At 24.5% G+C, this 257-nt stretch carries 1 protein-coding gene; it reads right to left on the reverse strand.

Translation table 11 applies throughout. The features are described from left to right. Positions 1–71: 71 nt before the first annotated feature. Positions 72–257, reverse strand: a 186-nt coding sequence (locus AYC60_RS08835) for a hypothetical protein (protein ID WP_197416919.1), incomplete at its 5' end; no start/stop codon positions are given.

Below are 257 nucleotides of genomic sequence, written 5' to 3' on the forward strand. Positions count from 1 at the left end.
AAATATGTTTTAGATGATAATTTTATTACATCACCTAACGTACTATCCCTTGAAGAAGCTAATAATACATATTAATTTTTATTAATCTGAAAACAATCTTTTAATAAATATTCTTTTGATTTACCTTCTAATCCAGAAAGAAGAGAATAATACATCAATGTTTTACCCCTTGAATTCCCACCAGCTATAAATGGATGATCATCAAAAGAAAAATTAGAATACTCATACATAAAATACATCAAAACAGTCATAATATT

It is taken from the genome of Streptobacillus felis (genome assembly GCF_001559775.1).
In the GTDB taxonomy this organism is placed as follows: domain Bacteria; phylum Fusobacteriota; class Fusobacteriia; order Fusobacteriales; family Leptotrichiaceae; genus Streptobacillus; species Streptobacillus felis.